Genomic DNA, 17,559 nt, shown 5'->3' with positions numbered 1-17,559 from the left:
ACCCGTCACCTGGAAAGCTCTCCGATCCTGTCTTCTGCAAGGCGCGCTGCCGCCCAGTCAGCGGGAACGCGGAAACGCGCGGCCACCCTCTCCAGGGCGGTGATGAAGGCCGGCAAGGAGCCCTGCACCGGCAACGGTTCCTGCCTGAACTCAGCAGCCAGCAGGGCTGCGGGCACGAGGATGCGGGAAGCTACATAGGCTGCCTCCCGCTCCTCTGCCAAAGCCCCCTCCTGCGGCCGGCACTGCGGTGCCGCACCAGCGTCGTCGGCGATCAGCTTGTGAGCTACGCCGTGCGCGCTCCAGACCCTCTGGGCCATATAGCTGGTTCCGGCTGCGGCAGGTACCCGGTAAGACACACCGTCGGCGGTGAATCCCAATTCCTGGCCGCTGGACGCCGCCAGGACCAGTCCCGCATGCCGCGCAGCCAGCTGCACGTCCACCGGCCGTCCGGAGCCTAGGCCGGCGGAGAACTCGGAAGCCAGCTCCCGCAAGTGGACCTGTCGCAGGGCACCCGCCGCAGCCGGGCTGAGCCGCCCTCCTGACAGAACTCGTTTGAGACCGGAACTGACCAGCTCGGCGGCACCGGGAGGCGCCAACCGCTCTGCCAGCCGCAGCGCTTCCTGCTCGTCGAGTCCCACGTTGCGGGCGACAGCAAGGACTGCTTCCAGCGACGGCATGGGAAGGAGGCCGTTCTCGACCCGCGACAGTGTCGAGTACGAAATCCCGGTTCCGTCTGCAGCATTGCGAAGACTGAGACCGGTGCGTCTGCGCGCGTTCCTGAGCGCCGCTCCGAGTGGGCCGTGAATCGCTCTCCTCACGCAAGAAGGCTCTCACTCCGGGAGGAACACACTCAAGAGCTTTGCATGTTGCGCAACAGCAACACCGATTCAGCCGTTGCCGGCAGCAGGTCAGACAGCCTGCTCCCCGTATGTGCGGGGATGGTCCCTGGCAACGGGCGCTCCCGCCCGGCACACGCCCCGCCGGCCACCGATCCCGGCCTCACTCCGCGGCACCGTCACAGCCGCGGTACAGGCCGGAGGCGGTCGGTGCCGAGCTCGGGCGGGCGGAGCCGAAGACGGCGGGGGCAAGCGGACAGGGCGGCGTCGACGGGCACAGCCACGCGGGTCGGAGGGAACGCGGGAGCGGCCCGCCGGCGTGCAGCCGAGGAACATGAAATGCCTGTGGAGTGAGAATCTGTATCGAAATGTCCGGGTGAAATCCCCTGCAGGGAGAGGTGGTTGCGGGCGACTTCACTAGAACATCACATGATCTGCATGTGATGATCACGTCATGCAGTCCGTCTCTTCCCTGCGCGCATGGCTCCGCACCATGTCGGCAAACGAGGTACGCACCGTGTTGGCGCGACAAGAAGCGGCCCACGGTCCCGCCTCCATCCGGTACCCAGACCAGCCTGTGGCCAGGAAGACGGCCACGGATGCGGGCATGCGCGTATGGGTCGTGAAAGCGCCATCTGAACTGCTCACGTGCCTCGCACGATGCGGTGCCTTGATGGCCGGCGCCCAGCTGAGACACATGGGTTTCTCTGACGAGGCGGTCGACGATCCGGACATCGTCCAACTCAAGGAGATGCTGCGGGTACTGCCGATGCCGATGGCCGGACTCGCTCTGTACGGGCTGGCCATCCACTCGGACTCGTTTCCGGCTGGCCCGCTTGTCCGCGGTAACTGGGACGTGCTCTGGGAAGCAGTTATGGTGCCCGCGTCTGAGCCCGGGGAGCAGGAGTACCTCATGCACCATGACGCGGAAGAGGACAGCGCCGAGAGGACGGGGGGCGCGCCGGCTGGCGAGCCTCTTCAGCAGCAGGAACTCCCCGCCTCTGACGTTGTTGAGCCGGACTCCGTGCTGACGCTTGTCGAGCGGATTGAGCAGACGGCGCAGCGGGTGCGCGCCGACGGAGCGGCCCTGGCAGAGCGGCTTGACGCCCTTGCCGTCGCAGTGCGGGAAGGGCGCGACCGCCATGACCCCGTGCTTGGCGAGGAAGTGGGCTCGTGGCACGAGGACCGAACCCGGGTCGCCGAGCTGGCTGGCCAGCTGGAGGTTCCGGACGCAATCTGGGGACCCGGCGATTCCTACGACGCGCTTGAGCTGCTCATCGGGCATGCACGCGAGCTTGAGGACCGGCGTTCACAGGAACTGGAGAACCGAACCCGGGAACTCGCCGAAGTGCGTGCCGCACACGGCAAGTACCTGGCGCTCCTGAACGAAGAGCCGCTGGAGGTAGTCCGGGAAGGGCTGCGGGGGGCGATCACCGGTCTGGAAGACCGGATCCGGGAGCTGGAAGCCGCAATATCCCCCGGCGCCGTTCCCGATCCGCACCCCAATGGTCCGGCGGACGAAACCCCGGAGCCGTTCTCCGGCCCGGCGGAGGGAAACGAGTCCCCGTCCCGCGTGGCGATGCTGGACAGCGTGATGCCCGGCACGGGTGGGGACAACGGTACGGAGACCGGGAGCGCCTACGAGGACGGTCAGAAGCGGCGGAAACGCCCTGCCCAGCCCAAGACGGGAATCCCTGCTCCCGACGCTACCCCCGGCACGGCGCCTCAGCCGGTCCTCCCGGATGAGGACCAGCTGCCTGAGGAACCCCAGACGCAGCCGCAAGAGGGAAGGCCGCAGCGGGACGCCCATGAGGCGGCTGCGCCCTCTCTCAACACGCAGGGGCAGCCCATCCCCTCGGCGGTGGAGGCACAGGCCGCGACCGATACACGGAACAAGCACACCGGACAGAGCCGCAGCCACGTGACGCTGCCGTCCTCGGCCGAGAACGCAAGAAGGAGGGCAGAGAAACGGCGCAGACCCGAAGAGAACGAACAGCCCCTCGCCCCCAGCGAAAGCGAAGAAGGATCCGCGAGCACGTCTGCAGCGAGCGCGTGGAGTGCCAGCGAGGCTGGGCCGTCCACGGTGGAACAGTTCATCCGACAGGTTCAGTTCGCCGAGGCCTACTGGCTGTCCCGGGCCGTCCCGGAACCCGCCCACCGAATACAAGCGCTCTCCTTCGCCCACCAGGCTTTCCGCCTGCCCGACGCCCAGGCCGGCTTCGAGCTGCAGCTGAAGGCGGACGGATACGACTTCCCAACGCCCTCTGACGACCGCGAGGCGTATCTCGTGGCGCTGGCTGCAGCGCTGCGCAGCGGGCTGAGCGCGGGATGGGCTTCGACCCTGGTCACCGAGTTCGCCCCGCTTCCAGGACTCCCGCCGGCCTGGGCAGACCTGCTCCAAAAGCTGGTCACCGAAGTACGCCAGGGCATGACCATCGAACCCGGCGAGGCGCTTCGGACTTCAGCGACTGACCCGGCTGTGCACCGCACGGAACTCGCAGAGAGGGCCCGGCAGCTGCAAGAGGACCTGCCGCTGCGGAAGATCACGCTGCAGCGCGGCACCAAGGTGCTCCAGACCATGTGCCGCGACGGGGTGCTAGGCCGGACGCTCCGCCTGGTGCAGGACTGGGCCGAGGGCCGGGCTGACGCCCAGGCTCTGGAGCAGGACATGGAGCAGCACTACTCGCGGGCCGACGCCGTGGACCGGCTCATCGACGCCGCTGACCGTGCGACGCGTTCGCCGAAGCAGGGCAAAGAGAGCATCCACTCCACAGCTCGCGAACAGCTGCGCAATCACGTCAAGACCGTCGCGGATCTCCTGCACGAAGCAAAGCGGGTGACCGACCTGCCTCAGCACGGCCGCGGACGGGAGATCGATGCCGAGCTGAACCAGGCGGTCACTGCGGCCATCGAGGCCGAAGCGCCAGCCGGTCCTGGCGGGGCCGCTCTGCAGGTGCTGGTGCGCTGGCTCGCCGGGCAGATCCAGCCGTCCCCTCTGGAAGAGGGACGCGCGGCCTACACGGACTGCCTGCTCGCTCTCCCGGACCTGACCTGGCGGGACCACGATGGAGAGGCGGAGCCAGACCTGGACGAGCCAGGCGCGGCAACCGCTCTGCTGGCTCTGACACAGCCAGTTGAGACAGACGCAGCCCTCGCCTCCCATCTGAAGCAGGGCAACATCCACCTCGCCCGGCGGCTGCTCACGGCGCTCGAGAACGGGTCGCTTCACGGAGCCGGAAAGCTGCCAGCGGGTGAACTCGCCAAGTGGCAGCAGAAGACGGAGGACTCCGCAGCCGACTGGAAGGACCGCTTGAGGGCGGGCCGCGGCCAGGCCGAGGCACTGCTCGCGCACATCCGTGTGCAGAACCTCCTCTCCCCGGAGCTGGAGAGCAAGCTGTCCGGACAGATGATGGACCTCGAACGCGGGGACCTCGAGGACCGGTACGGAAGCCGCGACGCCGCCACGAAGAAGGTTGTTGCCGAGCTTCGCGGCCTGGTGGAGAGGAAGACCGGGGACCTGCGTTCCCAGCTTGCGGTGCTCTCCCTGGAGGAGGAGTCCGCACGGCGGATCTCAGCCCTGCTCGACGCGGATGATGTCGTTACGGCAGAGGAACTGCTGTCGTTCGCCCGCCAAGGGCACCCGCTGCCGGAACGGCAGCCCGAGACGGGTGCTGAGCTGGAAGCATTCCTTGCCGGGGTGCGCCACCCCAAGGCCCCGACGGCAGGCGGCACCGGCGTGGGCGCCCACTGGTGGGCGCAGCACTATGCAGCCGACCGTCCGCTCGTGGAGAGCACCCAAGTCGCCCTTGACTCCTGGACGGCACTTGCCGATCCCCGCAGCCGGAGCAACGCCTACCAGAAACACGTGGGCAGCGTGCTCCGCCTGCTGGGGCTGAGGGTAAACCAGGTATCGCTGGACGAAGTGGACCGCAAGGACTGGAGTGTGCTGCGGCTGAACGTGCGCGCCGAGGTCAGCGAGAGCGTGCCGGGCTATGTGGCCGCGCTCGGCTCGCAGGCCCAGAAGTCCTACAGGGTGCTGGTTATCTCCGACGAGCAGCGCGGCGAGGGCCCGCTGCGGCATCTGCCGGAGTCCGCACAGGGTGCGCACATCATTCTGTACCTGCAGCCCCTGGGCGTGGAGGGCCGGCGCCGCCTTGCCCAGCGCTCGCGAAACCGCCCCCAGCAGGCGATCGTTGTTGACCCCGCAGTCATCGGCTGGATCGCGGCCCGCGAGCCGCGCTCATTCCGCGCCGTGCAGAGAGTCACACTGCCGTGGGCAGCCTACGTCCCCTACGCGCCCTATCTCGCAGGCAGAGTGCCGGCGGAGGTTTTCAAGGGCCGCGACACCGAGAAGAGCGCCATCATGGGCCGGGACGGGAGCCTGTTCCTGTACGGCGGACGGCAGCTGGGCAAGTCCTCGCTGCTGCGGCAAGTGGTGGACATTTTCGAGCGGGACAGCGAGGACCATGTCGCCGTCTACTTCGACCTGCGATCCGCCGACATCGGCTACGCCGAGCCGCCCGAACAGATCTGGAGCGTGCTCACAGCCGAGCTGAAGCGACGGGGTCTGTTTGGCTCAAAGCTCTCCGAGCGCGCGGACGCGGACACGATTGCCTCCCACATCCGCAAATGGATCGAGGACAAGCCCGTGCGCCGGCTGCTGGTGCTCGCTGACGAGGCCGACGCCTTTCTCAACGCCGACGCCCGTCCCGTCGAGACCGAGGGCGGCCAGTCCACCTTCCGTACGGTCAAGCGCCTACAGCAGCTGATGCAGGACACCAACCGCGGATTCAAGGTGGTTTTCGCGGGTCTGCACCAGGTCCAGCGCTACAACAGGCTGACCAACGTGATCACCGCGCACGGTGGCCCCGGCATGCTCGTCGGCCCGCTGCGCCCGAAGTCAGCGGTCGAGCTCGTCGTCGAACCGCTGGCTTCCGTCGGGCTGTTCTTCGCCGCGCCCGACCTCGTGTGGCGCATCCTGGCCCTCACCAACTACCAGGCCAACCTGGTGCAGATCTTCTGCGAAGGCCTGGTCGGTGAAATGCAGGAGCGCGCCCTGACCGCCGAAGGCAGCCGCCCGCAGATCACCGAGGCGGACGTGCAGAAGGTGGCCGCGTCGCAAGGCATCCGCAGCCAGATAAGGGACCGCCTCCGGCTCACTATCGACCTGGAGGACCGCTACCGCGTACTCACCCTGATCCTCGCCCTGCGCAGCCTGCGCGACGGTTACGCACGCGGCTACGCCCCGCAGGAACTGCTGGACGAGGCCTACGCAGTGTGGCCTGACGGCTTCCCGCCCCAGAACGGTGTGAACGAAGCACGCATCGACCTTGAGGAGATGCAAGGGCTCGGCCTGGTGATCCAGCTCCACGGCGGACGGGACTTCGCGATGCGCAGCCCGAACGTCGTCAACATGCTCGGCACCCGCGAGGAGCTGGACGCGGAGCTGCAGACGACCGAGTTCAGCCAGCCGTACGACTACAACCCCCGTGTGGCCCGCCGGTCGCTCGGTGCGGACCGAAGCCACGTGGAGCGGATGAGCCCGCTCACCGAGGAACAGTGGCACGAGGCATTGTCGGCCGGCACGGCGGTGGTCGCGGCGTCGAGCGCGATGGGCGCAGACCTGATCCTCAGGGCAGCAGGCCTGCACGTGGGGTCGAGCCGGAAGATCCTCCGCTACGGCCCTTCCGATGACCTCGCAAAGGGGATCACCGAGCACACCCGGCTGCGCGTGCCGCACCTTCTCCTGGTCGACTTGCGAGGGGAGCCGCTTCCCCGCATCCAGGAAGCGGTGGAACGGCTCGCCTCGTACACCGGCGTACTGGGGCAGGAGCGGCCATCGGCCGAAGCCGACGGTGCTGAGATCCCCCGCCGTCGCGCCCTGGTCATCACCGACCCGCTGTCCTCAGAGACGCTGGCCGGCAAAGGCGCAGTGCTGGTGCGACCCCAGAGGTGGAACGCGACCAGCGTACGGGCCTGGCCCGAATCGCCATTCCTCTCCGCAGAGGAGCGGCGCAATCTCATCGACGCTACTGGCGGCTGGCCCGCCTTCGTCGAGAGGGTCATGCACAACGTACGCAACGGCCATACCCGGGACACCGCGCTCGCCCTGGTCCGCAATCAGATCGACAGCCAGGCCGACCACCTTTACCGGGCCGGACTGGACGATGCCACGGTGTCGCGGCTCGGCTTGTGGGCGGACATGTTCACAGTCAACGAGCACCAGACGGGCAACGCTCCGGCAACGCCCCAGGACCTGGACGTCGTCCTGGAATGCGGCCTCGACCGGGCCGAGGAATTGCTCAACCGCCTCGAAGACCTGGGCGTCCTGGACGAGTCCCCCAACGGAGTGACGGTTGAGCCGGTGATATTCCGTCTACTCAAGGCACTCCAGCAGAACCCGGAGGGTGACGCCAAGTGAGGGGAGACACCCCCGAACCGCGGCCGGCCGCCGAGGACCTGCTGCGTCTGCCCGGCCTGCGCCGCCATCTGGCCTACATCGCACAGGACTTGAAGGACGGATTCGGCTGCCTGTGGATCCTTCCGGACCCAGAGATCGGGTCGGGCCGGGCAGACCGGATCCTGGACGAACTGCTGTCCACGCTGGACGACGTGGTGGAGGTCCCGAGGGCCGTCGACACAGCAGCCGCGCCAGAACAGCTCCCGCGTGAGCTGGGACACGACATATGGGCAACCGGGACTGGCGCGGACGGCGGTCCCGGATCCTTCGACGGCGGATTCGACTACGACGACGGTTTCGGAGACTGGGACCCGCCCGTCGCAGCCCCTCATGCGACGGCGCCTGCCCCGGACACGGATCTGGCCGCTTCCAGCGTGACCGAACGGCTCGCCAAGGAACTGGGTCTGGACGGTGACCCGGTGGCAGGGCTGACCAGCGATGCGGAGGGCCGCGCGCCGGTCCTGGTGGTCCGGGCCTGGAACGAGGACGACTCCGTAACGCTATCCCAACTGCTGCGCCGCCTGCAGGCTGCCGTGAAGGACGCCGGCCTCCCACCCTCGCGCCGTCCCCGCCTGCTGATCGCGGCCCGGCTGGCCGACCTCGCCGTGGATGCCCTGGAGTCGCTCGATCCGTCCCTCTACCGCCCTCACTGGTGGTGGTCGGTGTGGAGCCGTCTCGACACCGCCATCCTCGTTGCGGAAGCGGGTACCCGCCTGCGGACTGTGCCCGACCGGTCGACCCCAAGGAAGCACATCATGGAGGCTGTGCGCCGTGAGACGGTGGCCGAGGTATGCGGTCCTGACCTCCTGCTCGCGGCGAGCCTTGCGGAGCTGTGGACGGGTGAGATAGCCGCACTGGGGCCGGTTCTGGCGACCTGCCGGTCCTCGACAGGCGCTCCAGTGCAGTCTGAGCAGAATCCGGCTGCGGCGTACGCCCCCGCCCCCGAACCCTCCCGTCGTCCAGCGTGGGCGACCGGTCTTCTCGACAGCTGGGAGGGGCAGGTCCGCTGCACCCCTGCCGAATGGATCGCGAGACCGGGGGGTCCCGACCGCCTCGGCAAGCTTGTCTGGCAGGCCCAGAACCGCGTTCTGCTGCCACTCATCGATGATGCCCGGGCCCGGATCATCGCCCTCCTGCCCGGCGTGGTGGTACGGACAGTCCGGCACGTTGTCGAGACCTACGTCGACCGCGGCATCCGGGAGGGCAACGGAAATACCGCGGACCTTGGGTCGATGGAACTGGGCGAGATCTGGACCGCCGTCCGCCACCGTGAGTTCCGGTTCAGCCGCACCCAGCGCAACAGGATCGACACCCTGCGCACCGCCAGGAACAAGCTCGCCCACCGCTGCCCGCTGGACGATGAGGGTCTGCGGAGGCTGGTTGAGGAACTGACGGCTTGAACCCTTCCCCGGCCTGAAGGCTGAGGCATCCCCGGAAAGCCCAGTGATCCCAATGCGTTCCTGATCGTGGACGACACCGGTCCTCTGAAGAAGAGTGCCCGTTCTGCCGGGCTCCAGCCAGCGGAGAGGCAAGGACGCTGTGAGGGTGATCGGGACTCTCTGAACGCTCAAGGCCAGCATGCTCCGGGGCCCGCGCTCACCTTGCCGTCGCTCACCGCACCGGCCCATCTGCCATGGCGCCTATGACAGATCCATTGCGTAACTGAGCGGCAGCAAAACGGGCTTCGGAGCCCCAACAGCAGGCTGGACATGCTCATCCAGTGGAGTCAGCCGAGGCCCGGCCGCATCCTCATACGCGGGGGATTCCCGCTTCCAGGCCATCGGCTGGTGTCAGTGGGGTCCCGTAACGTGCGGTCATGGTCGGAACAGGCGGGGACCCCAGCAGGCCTTCAGCACCCAGCGCTTTTGCTGCAAGCATCCAGCCCTACTACACGCTCAACGCCGCAGACCTGGGGCAGCGCTACGGCAGCGTCTCCTTCGAGGATGTGCACGGCGGGGTACTGGATCTCCTGCCACCGGCCCCGGCGAAGGTGCTGGACGTCGGTGCCGGCACCGGGCGGGATGCTGCGGCGCTGGCCCGGCGCGGGTATGAGGTGGTGGCGGCGGAGCCGGTGGATGAGCTGCGCCAGGTTGCGCAGCAGTTGCATCCGGGAGAGGACGTCTGCTGGGTGGCGGATGCCCTGCCCGCGCTGTCCCGTCTGGAAGGGACCTTCGACGTGGTGCTGCTGTCGGCGGTGTGGATGCATCTGCCGCCGTCGCAGCGGGAGCAGGCCATGGAGCGTCTGGCCGTGCTCCTGGCGCCGATGGGCTTGCTGGTTGTGTCGTTGCGGCGAGGGGATCCGCCCACGGACCGGGTGATGTTCGACGTACCCGCCGAAGAGGTCGTGCAGGAAGGGGAGCGGGCGGGGCTGCGGGCGGTGCGTGTCGTGGAGGAGGGAACGGACCGGCTCGGCCGTGCCGCCGTGTGGTGGCAGGCGGTCGTCCTGTGCAGGGAGCGTGCGTGAGCGGGCGGGAGTTCTATGCCCAGGACGCCTCGGCGTGTGCGTCGTGGCGGCTGGCTGTGCTGATGGGTGCCAATTCGCGCACCTACAAGTTTGCCCTCGGCCAGGCGCTGCTGGAGTTCGGACGGGCCGGCCGGGAGGGTGTGCCGGTTGCCGAGTTTGCGGCCGCCTACAGTCTCGGCCTGGTCCGCCACCTGGCCGGGGACCCGCAGGCGCCCCACGCCCAGGAGCGGGGCGAGAAAGACTTCCTGACTGTCGCTGAGCAGGAGAGTGCCGCCACGCTGGAATCGGGCTGCCCCACCGAGCGGCTGCTGGCAGCCGCAGTACGGTCGATGCCCGCAATGGTGATGCAGAAGTTCCACAACCTTCGCAGTGATACGGCCGTACCCCACACCTTCTATGAGCTGGCCGGGCGGGGAAGCCAGCGCATGGTGCGCCTGACCCCCGACCTCCTCCAGCTGGCACAGTCGGAGCACGCGACCAGCCTGGCCGCCGAGTTGGAGGCACGCTGGAGCATCGTGGAGAGCTCCTTCGCCGTCGGCATCGGACGAAGCCTGTTGGACGAGGGAGTCGCCGTCGACTGGGACACACTGAAAATCACCGACAAGCACCGGCGCCGCTCGGTGACCGGCATCATCGAGGCCACGACAGGATTCCAACACGGCCGCTGTCTGATCTGCACGGACATCCTGACCCCCAGCGACGCCACCGCCGTCGACCACGTCTTCCCCTTCGCCCTCATGCACCGCTTCGCCGGCGTAGGAGCGTGGCGCGGCCCGGATCTCGACGCCCTCTGGAACCTCGCCCCCACACACGCCACCTGCAACGCAGCCAAGAGCGACCGGCAGCCCACGCAGGCGGAACTTGCCCGCCTGGCCGCCCGGAACGAGGCCATCATGAACTCGCCCCACCCACTGCGCCGCACCCTGCAACTCAGCCTGCAAAATGCCCTGCCACGCCAGGCCGCAGCATCGTGGGCGCAGCTCCTGCAGGCCGTGCGGGCGACGCTTTGACACGGCTCCCGGAGTCGGCAGCCGGGCAGAGAAACAGCGATCCGTCGCGACAGCAAGCCCTCCAGCGCCTTCTGCCGGCCCGCAGGGAACATCCCCCGTCCACCATCAACCCATGAACCTCGACCACCGCCCCGCCGGCTCGCTGCGTGCTACTGCCGGTTCGGTACAGCTGTGTCTGCTTCGTAGCCATCGGGATGGATGAGCTGGTGCAGATAGGCCTGGGTGTGCGGGTCGGTGGAGTAGAGGCGGGTGCCACGGGTACCGCGGGTGGCCAGGACACGGTAGGTATTGAGCGCGTAGCGCAAGTACTGGCGTGGCGTCAGCCCCACGAGGGCGGGGTCGTGGCTCTCCTCAGGGCGGGCCTGCCAGCCATCCGCGGTTCGTACAAGATCGTTGCCGAGGATGACGGCGCTGTAGTCGTATTCCATGCCTTGCGCCGTGTAGACGCAGCCGATCTGACGGTGGCCGCCCGCATCGGTGGCCCAAAAGGCCCGCCCGGGTGTGTCGGTGCCCGCGAGGATGCCGTCGGCCCCGGCGTTCCAGGGCCGCTGCCAGCGGTGTTCGCCCGCCTCGTCGCGCCAGGAAAGGGAGACTTCGGGCAGCAGAGGCGGGGTGCGCGGGGACACCCAGGGCCAACAGTAACCGGCGGTGATTCGCGAGCTGTGACCCTCACGGAGACGGGCGGCGACCCAGTCCTCAAGTGCGACCGGGGAGTCACCGACGGCCAGGTCGTAGCCGCTGCCCCGCCACACGGGCGCGGGACCGTTGTCGCACAGCACGGCGTCGATCCAGTCGAGGTAGGTTCGAGAACCCCCACACCGGAACTGGGCGGACAGATCGACGTGGGCGAACGTGTAACCGTACGCACCGGCCAACTGTTGCAGTTCGACCAGCGTGGTGCCTTCGTTGGGGCGCACGATCTGCCGCTCGTCGAGGAAAAGCACCAGCGCGGCACAGCCTTGGATGAGACGGGTGAACAGATTGGGGAACTGGGTGTGGCGCCTGAGCGGGTCAGTACGGGCGCGATGGGCCTCGTCCAGCAGAACCACACTGCTGTCCTTGTCCAGGCCAGTGGGCAGGGTAGTGGTGAGGGTGTGAATGAGGCCCCTGGCCGAGTCCCCGACAGCGCGGGCGAGTTGCTGGGTGAGAGTGCCAGAGGGGGAGAGCAGCCGGGGATTGGCGCCCTTTCTGAGGCACAAGTCGCCCAGGATGCGTGCGGCGATTGCTGTCTTCCCGGTCCCGGGTCCTCCGGTGACAACCACCACGTGCCCGGGCGCCTGGCCTTCGACGGCCCGGATCGCCTGGTGGATCACCTGGCGGGCCTTGTCCTGGTCGCCGATGAGCCTGAACCCGTCGTGCCCGCCGATGGCAGCGGCGACCTGGGAGAGCAGCTGCGGGGAGGGACGGTGATGCGCCTGCACAAACCCGTCGATCGCGGAGCGGCCGGCTGGTTCGAGCCCCGTGCACAGCAGCCGCTCCGCCAACTGCGCAGCACCCGCATCCAGGGGAAGGTCTGCGGCGCCCAGCAGCGGATAGCAGGCGCTGGGGCCGCCGGCACTCTGCTCGGCCAGGTGTCCCACGAGTTCGGCGGACGCGTTGTGCAAGAAGGCCAGACCGCGGACGTCCAGGCCCAGTTCGGCGGGGACCCAGTGCGTGAGGTACATGACGTATCCGCCGACCTGGCGGGCCGGGTGCAGCACCTCGCGCCGGCCCACCCTCAGCATGCCGGCTCCCGCCGGGTGCGGGGCGGCGGTGGTCCACTGCTTGAGTTCGACGACGACGGCCGTCAGCCGCCCCCCACACGCTCCGAGGACCAGCGCGTCGATGCGCTGACTGGAGCCCGGCAGCTCATACTCCAGCAGCAGGTGCAGCTCGCCCAGCCCGGCAGCGCCCAGCACGTCCACCAGCGCAGGCCAGCTGTTCTCCCAGCTTGCGAGTTCCTCGTCACTGGGGGGCCGGCCGTGCCCGGCCTCGTAGCGTGCGGCGCACAGCCGGGCAAAGCCCGGCTCGGCGAGACGGGCCGCGGCCTGGTGCACGGTTCCCTCGAAAACATGCATAGACGATCTATAGCAGCCCCAACGGACAGCACCCGCACGGCAGTTCGCCGGACGGTCTGGGCCAGCTCATGTCCGAGGCGGCTGATAGGGATGGAGCATGACGATCCGCGATCTCCAGGACACGCTGGCGCAGTTCGCCCACGAGCGCGACTGGGAGCAGTTCCATACCCCGAAGAACCTCGCCATGGCGCTCGCCGGCGAGGCCAGTGAAGTCCTCGAACTCTTCCAGTGGCTCACGCCTGAACAGTCCAGCGCCCTTACCAGCCAGCCCGACGGAGCCCAGGCTCTGCGCCAGGAGCTGGCCGACGTCTTCGCCTACCTGCTGCGTCTGGCAGATGTGACCAGCATCGACCTGGAGGAGGCGCTGGCCGAGAAGATCGAACTGAACCGGCGCCGCTATCCCGTTGAACTGGCCTACGGGCGCGCCGAGAAGTACACGGAGCTGGGGCAGTAGCCGATCGTGCGGATCTTCACGCAGCCCACACGGCGTTCGGACCCTATCGTCACGGCACTACCAGGACACCATCGTCCGCCCGGTCGTCTTCGGTGAGCACACCGACCTTCTGGACCCCGCGACCCTGCAGAGGCTGCGGCGGCTCTTCCCGGGCGGCAACGCGACGATGTGTGGGGGGATGCCGGGCAAGAACGGCGCCAATCCTCCCGAGATCCACAAGATGGAGCCCGAATCCTGAGTGTTCTTCAGCGCCGGCAAGCGCCTGTACCTGGGCCCCACCATCACCGCGACCTGGCGCAACCCCCAGCTCGCGAAGCGGCTGTAAGGCGCTGATTCCGACAGCGGCACGTGGGAGGGAATACATGTACGCGCTGGCCGCCCCTGATGTCCCCGGCCCCGCAGCCCCCGGCCCGCCGGCCCGCAAGGAGAGCACCGGGCTGGCTGGCGCGGTGGCGGAGGGGATCCGGCTGTGACCCGGAGGACTGCGAGACGCTAGCGCGCCACCCGGCCGGCAAGACGGACACCAGCAGCAGAACCACGCGGACAGCTACCGGTCACGGATGGCATCCTTGATCGGATTCACCTTTGTCCATCCGGGGGTTCGCGTGCCGCTCGTTGTCATCCAGCCGTCCTACGGCAACCCTGCCGCCCGCCGTCACTGGCGCGACACACTTGACACCACCGTCAACTTCACCCACGAAACACGCACGCATCTTCTGACACCCGCACAGCGCCAGCAGCTGCAGGACTTCCACCCCGGCGGATCCGCCCGGTTCTGGGGCGCAACAGGCCGCCAGGACAGCAAAATGGAGCGCCTGAGCCCAGGAGACGTGGTCCTGTTCACCGGCCTGAACCATGTACGAGGCATCGGCGAGATCGGCGCGCTCTTTCGCAACGCGGCCTTCGCGGACAGCATGTGGGGCGCGGACGAGGACAACGGCAGCTGGCACAACGTCTACAGCCTGCTGTCGTTCACCCCAGTCGAGATCCCCTACACCGAGATCTGGGCCCTCCCCGGATTCAACGCCGGCGACAACTTCATGGGGCTGCGCATCCTGGACCCCGAGAAGGCCGCCACCATCCTGGACGGCCTCGGCATCGAAGCACAGACCGAGGCCCGCGACGACGACAGCCCGCAAGAACCCCTCGCCCGCGCCCTGCGCACCCACACCGACATCGTCGACGGCGAAGCCCTGCGCACACCGAGCACCCGCTACCGGCTCGAGGAGCGCGAACTGGTCGTCCACCGCACAGAGGCGTTCCTGGTGCAGGAGTACGTCGGCTTCCTGGGCATCGACCGGCCGAAGCGACTGCGCACCCCCGCCGGGATCACCGACCTGCATCTGGCCCTGCCCGAGGGCAGCGAGGTCGTGGAGGCCAAACGCGCCAGCAGCCGCCGGTTCGTGCGGGAGGCCCTGGCACAGCTGCTGGACTACGCCCCCCACACGCCCGACCCGGCGATACGGCTGTCGGCGCTCTTCCCGGACCGCCCCGCCGACCGTGATCTGGAGCTGCTGCACCGCTACGGCGTCGACTGCGTCCACCGCACGCACCCGATGACGTTCGAGCGCACGCCAGCACCGCAGGAGACGCGTGCGGGCATGATGCCGTTGTGGCAGCAACGCCGCCACGACTGAGGCCGGCCCCGAGCTCGGGGCGGCTTCGGCGCCTCGCCCGCGAAACTCGGCGTGATCATGCACGCATGATGAGGGGACAGCAGACGGAATCCGGGCCGACCGCGTACCGGTGAGGTGCCCTGTCCGCTCGGAGCCGGGATCCGGTGATCGCCGCAGGGACGCGTACCGCAACATCCGCCACGTCGTGGCGTCCCGGATCCCGGCGCAGATTCAGCTGAACAGGACCAGCAGGCCGATCGCCGAGGCGGCAACGCTGCGGGCCGAAGCGGCGATCTGATCCGTTCCAGTCCCCAGAAGCCAGGCGCGCCCTGATGCGGTGTGTTCGCCCCGGACCATGGGCGGCGCCGTTTCGGGGACCCGCCGCGTCTCCGGCGCGGTGCAGGGCTTGACGGAGACTGACAAAGAACAGGGCACGGGCTGAGCGCGGGGCCACCGAGATCCACATTGATCCCTGCCCCTGCTCGCTGGAGCACGGGCAGCGCGTTCGCTGCCGCGGATGCAGGTTCCGCCCAGCGGATCCGGTGGCCTGCAAGAGGCTTCACACCCGGCAAGGAACGGCACTTCGGCTCCTTGAGCGTCCCGGAGCGGGCGCCGGGCGCCGATGGCGCTGCTGCTCGAATCCCCTTTATCTTCCGGGCGCGGTTGAGACGCACACCGAGAGAATTAGAACTGGAGTTCACATTCTTGCAGGTAGCGGAATTATTGGCTTGTTCGGAAGCGCTCCACGGATTCCGGAACCCGCTTCAGACAGGCATGCACTCAGACCTCGCCAGGGGTGACGGAGCCGCCGAGGTGTGGAAGTTCCCAGGTCACCGCAGATGGTGCGGTCGTACCGAAGCGTGACCGCGCCCCGTTCACCCTTCAGGGCTCTCGCCGGCTGTGAACGGAAGAACACATTGCATTCAGACAGGTGATGCTCCCTCAACAGGCTCTGCCCGCATCAGATTCCGGTGCCGTTGTCAGTGGCGGTGGATAGCGTCAAAGGCGTTGCTGTCCGAACTGCTGTGGACCGAATACGTGCCGGAGTTCGCAGTCGGGGGAGGGCCCGCCCACAGGCGGGCGGATACCGGCGAGGGGGATGGGTGTGTCGAGGCCGCGGATGCGGTGCTTCCAACTCGCCCTGGACCAAGGCGCCCCACCGCGCTACGCCTGCGACCTCGACACCGCAGGCCTCCAGATCGCCGCCACAGCGCGCCAGCTCTACGGCGCCGAACTCGTGGCCATGGACGCCGTCATCGTCCGCGCAACGGGAAGTGCACCCTCAACCGTCCCTATCGGCGCACTGCCACCCGCCCACAGCAGCACAGAGTTGGGCCGAGCCCTGCACGCAGGTGGCCGCATCGTCTACCAGGAACACGACGCAGTCCTCGACCACCTCCTTGCCAGGCAGGAAGCGAGCGTTCCGGACTCGAAGGCACACGCTGCGGCGCACGACGCAGACCGCTCTTCGGGGGCGAGGACGGCACACCTTGCCCAGGCGAACCGATCTCCCCACGAAAGGACCCACGGTTGACCATCATCTACGCCTTCCGTGACGAAGACGGCTCCTGGCACGGCGACCCGGACGCCGTCATCCTCGAGCCCGTACCCCGTGCAGGTACCCTGACCATCCCGCACGGGCCACAAAAACAGACCTGTCTGTTCGCCGGCCAGAGGCTCCAGGTCCTCTACGCGGCCTGCGACGTAGAGGCCAGCCAGGCCTCCTACCGACTCGACGACGGTGAGAGCGTGCCGGCGTCCTGGCGTGTACACGAGCTGCTGGCCCCCGCCTACCGGCTGCCCCCTGCCCCGACCAGCCTCCCGGCCCAGCCGCGCCCCCGTCCCGCTGTGCCCGGCGTGAAGCTGGAATTCGGCGACCCGCACCGCCGCTACTGCCTGACCGCGCAGCCAGCACACGACGGCAGGATGGAACTGACCATCCTTGTCTGCTCGTCCGACGGCATCATCCACGGCGAGCTCACCGGCGAACTGGACCCCCGCGACCTCAGCGACATCGGCCGCCTCATCACCGCCGCAGCAAGTGCCTGCCCCACCCCCGAACTGCCCAGCCCTCAGCCCCCGGCCACCACTGCGGCCAGCGTGAAAAGAAAAGCCGCCCACCCGGGGGCCGCGTGGACGACCGAAGCCGAGCAGCATCTGCGGGACGCCCACCGCTCAGGCACCAGTCTCCAACAAATGGCCTCTGACCTCGGGCGAAGCGAGAACTCCATCCGCTGGAAGCTCCACGGACTCAAACTCGCCCCCTACCCTGCCGACCTCGTTCCCACCCAGCCCACCGAAACAACGCCGAAGCAGCCCAAGGCCTACACGGTGGAGGAGAAACGCAAGACCCACCCCAACGCGTACACGCCCTGGACCGCCCAAGACGAACAGGATCTCGCCGCGCGCTGCGTACAGGGGGCGCTACTGGCCCAACTGGCACAGGAGTTCGGCCGGAACGAGGGAGCCATCGCCAGCCGCCTTATGAAGATCGGCGCCGTGGGACCGGCTGCCGATGAGGCACGGGAGTTCGGCGGCTGACGGCATCGCGACAGGCAACGCCTGACGTCCGTGGGAGGTTCCTTGACGAGACCCCGGTACGCAACGGGGTCGGGGCGCAATCACCGCCCAGGTGCCTTGGACCAGTGGCCCTGCGATCCTC

9 protein-coding genes are annotated in these 17,559 nt (G+C 68.3%); 7 read left to right on the top strand and 2 right to left on the bottom strand.

Annotated features, from left to right (window positions below):
• Positions 1-5: 5 nt before the first annotated feature.
• Complete coding sequence (locus tag ACFV2J_RS17180; RefSeq protein WP_385081505.1) at positions 6-818, bottom strand: helix-turn-helix domain-containing protein; 813 nt, start codon at positions 816-818, stop codon at positions 6-8.
• Between the two features lie 472 nt (positions 819-1,290).
• Between ACFV2J_RS17180 and ACFV2J_RS17175 the strand changes: the two genes are divergently transcribed.
• The 4 genes from ACFV2J_RS17175 to ACFV2J_RS17160 all read left to right on the top strand — a co-directional run bounded on the left by ACFV2J_RS17175 (position 1,291) and on the right by ACFV2J_RS17160 (position 10,770).
• Positions 1,291-7,257 carry an AAA family ATPase gene (locus ACFV2J_RS17175; RefSeq protein ID WP_385081504.1) on the top strand — a complete coding sequence of 1,989 codons (5,967 nt, stop codon included), beginning with the start codon at positions 1,291-1,293 and terminating at the stop codon, positions 7,255-7,257.
• 89 nt (positions 7,258-7,346) lie between these two features.
• Positions 7,347-8,696, top strand: a complete 1,350-nt coding sequence (locus ACFV2J_RS17170; RefSeq protein ID WP_385439353.1) for a hypothetical protein — start codon at positions 7,347-7,349, stop codon at positions 8,694-8,696.
• A 416-nt stretch (positions 8,697-9,112) separates the two neighbouring features.
• A complete protein-coding gene (locus ACFV2J_RS17165) occupies positions 9,113-9,760 on the top strand; it encodes a class I SAM-dependent methyltransferase (RefSeq protein ID WP_385081501.1) in 648 nt (215 codons plus the stop codon).
• Positions 9,757-10,770 carry an HNH endonuclease gene (locus tag ACFV2J_RS17160; RefSeq protein WP_385081500.1) on the top strand — a complete coding sequence of 338 codons (1,014 nt, stop codon included), beginning with the start codon at positions 9,757-9,759 and terminating at the stop codon, positions 10,768-10,770. The genes ACFV2J_RS17165 and ACFV2J_RS17160 overlap by 4 nt, the downstream gene beginning before the upstream one ends.
• Before the next feature lie 149 nt (positions 10,771-10,919).
• Here the strand turns inward: ACFV2J_RS17160 and ACFV2J_RS17155 are convergent, their stop codons facing one another.
• Positions 10,920-12,827, bottom strand: a complete 1,908-nt coding sequence (locus tag ACFV2J_RS17155; RefSeq protein WP_385081499.1) for a DNA/RNA helicase domain-containing protein — start codon at positions 12,825-12,827, stop codon at positions 10,920-10,922.
• A 97-nt stretch (positions 12,828-12,924) separates the two neighbouring features.
• Here ACFV2J_RS17155 and ACFV2J_RS17150 point away from each other — a divergent pair, with 97 nt between their 5' ends.
• The 3 genes from ACFV2J_RS17150 to ACFV2J_RS17140 all read left to right on the top strand — a co-directional run bounded on the left by ACFV2J_RS17150 (position 12,925) and on the right by ACFV2J_RS17140 (position 17,438).
• Positions 12,925-13,281: a nucleotide pyrophosphohydrolase gene (locus ACFV2J_RS17150; protein WP_385081497.1), complete on the top strand. Its 357-nt coding sequence runs from the start codon at positions 12,925-12,927 to the stop codon at positions 13,279-13,281.
• A gap of 605 nt (positions 13,282-13,886) precedes the next feature.
• On the top strand, positions 13,887-14,918 hold the full coding sequence (locus ACFV2J_RS17145) for a hypothetical protein (protein WP_385081496.1): 1,032 nt from the start codon (positions 13,887-13,889) through the stop codon (positions 14,916-14,918).
• 1,509 nt (positions 14,919-16,427) lie between these two features.
• On the top strand, positions 16,428-17,438 hold the full coding sequence (locus ACFV2J_RS17140; protein ID WP_385081495.1) for a hypothetical protein: 1,011 nt from the start codon (positions 16,428-16,430) through the stop codon (positions 17,436-17,438).
• Positions 17,439-17,559 lie beyond the last annotated feature (121 nt).

Origin of the sequence: Streptomyces sp. NPDC059668 (genome assembly GCF_042734135.1) — a bacterium.
GTDB lineage: Bacteria > Actinomycetota > Actinomycetes > Streptomycetales > Streptomycetaceae > Streptomyces.
This window is presented reverse-complemented; position numbering and strand designations above follow the sequence as displayed.